Raw genomic sequence first — 1029 nt, forward strand, 5'->3', positions numbered from 1 at the left:
ATCGGGTGATCCAGACCCAACCACCGCCAATGCGGCACCGCCACCATGACACTGAGTGTCTGCACGGCGACACGCCGGTACGGCTGTCATTTTGCGCACCCTCGCGAGGGTTACCGGCGCCGGTTCGTGGTGACGACATTGTCTGATTGGTTGGGGGAGTGGGTGAACGCGGCGCGGTAGGCGCTGGGCGTCAGACCCGTTGTGTGGATGAAATGGTCGCGCAGCGAATCCACACTGCCGAGTCCGCTGCGGTCTGCGATGACCGCGACCGGCAGATCGGTGGTCTCCAGCAGTTCACGGGCCCGATCGACCCGCAGTTGTAGCAGCCATTGCAGGGGGCTCAGACCGGTCTCGGCCCGGAAACGTCGATTGAGTGTGCGGATGCTGGTGTTGGCATGCTGTGCCAGGTCGGCGAGGGTGAGTTTGTCCTGAATCCTTGTCAGGGCCCAGGCGCGCGTCTGATCCAGGGTGGTCGGGCCCGACGATGCGACCGGTGCGCTGACGAACTGTGCTTGCCCGCCCGGGCGCACCGGTGCGACGACGGCGAGGCGGGCGATGTCGTTCGCTACGGCCGCGCCATGGTCGCTGCGAATCAGGTGCAGGCACAGGTCGATTCCGGCTGCCAGCCCCGCCGAGGTGACTATCGGCCCGTCTTCGACGAACAGCACTTCGGGGCGGACCAGCACCCGTGGGTAGCGTTGTGCGAGCTCCGCGGCGTAGCGCCAATGTGTGGTCGCGCACCGTCCGTCCAGGAGACCGGCTTCGGCCAGCACGAAGGCGCCGGTGCAGATCGACGCGATCCTCGCGCCGCGGCGAGCGGCGTCTCGCAACGCCGCCAACAGCTCGGCCGCCACGCCGTCTCGCGCACCCGTTCCGGTGATCAGGACGGTGTCAGCGCCGGTGATCATGTCCAAATCGCCGGTGACGATCACGTCGAACCCACCTCGCGTGGCCACCGGCCCGGGCTGCGGTGTGCAGGTATGGGTGGCGTAGGCATCGCGACCGTCGATCTGCACCGCGCCGTACAGA

1 protein-coding gene is annotated in these 1029 nt (G+C 67.4%); it reads right to left on the reverse strand.

The window, feature by feature from the left end:
* Window positions 1-110: 110 nt before the first annotated feature.
* The coding region (locus A5764_RS21430) for a GlxA family transcriptional regulator (protein WP_067116851.1) at window positions 111-1029 on the reverse strand (919 nt) is incomplete at its 5' end.

Source organism: Mycobacterium sp. 852002-51057_SCH5723018 (genome assembly GCF_001667035.1).
In the GTDB taxonomy this organism is placed as follows: Bacteria; Actinomycetota; Actinomycetes; order Mycobacteriales; family Mycobacteriaceae; genus Mycobacterium.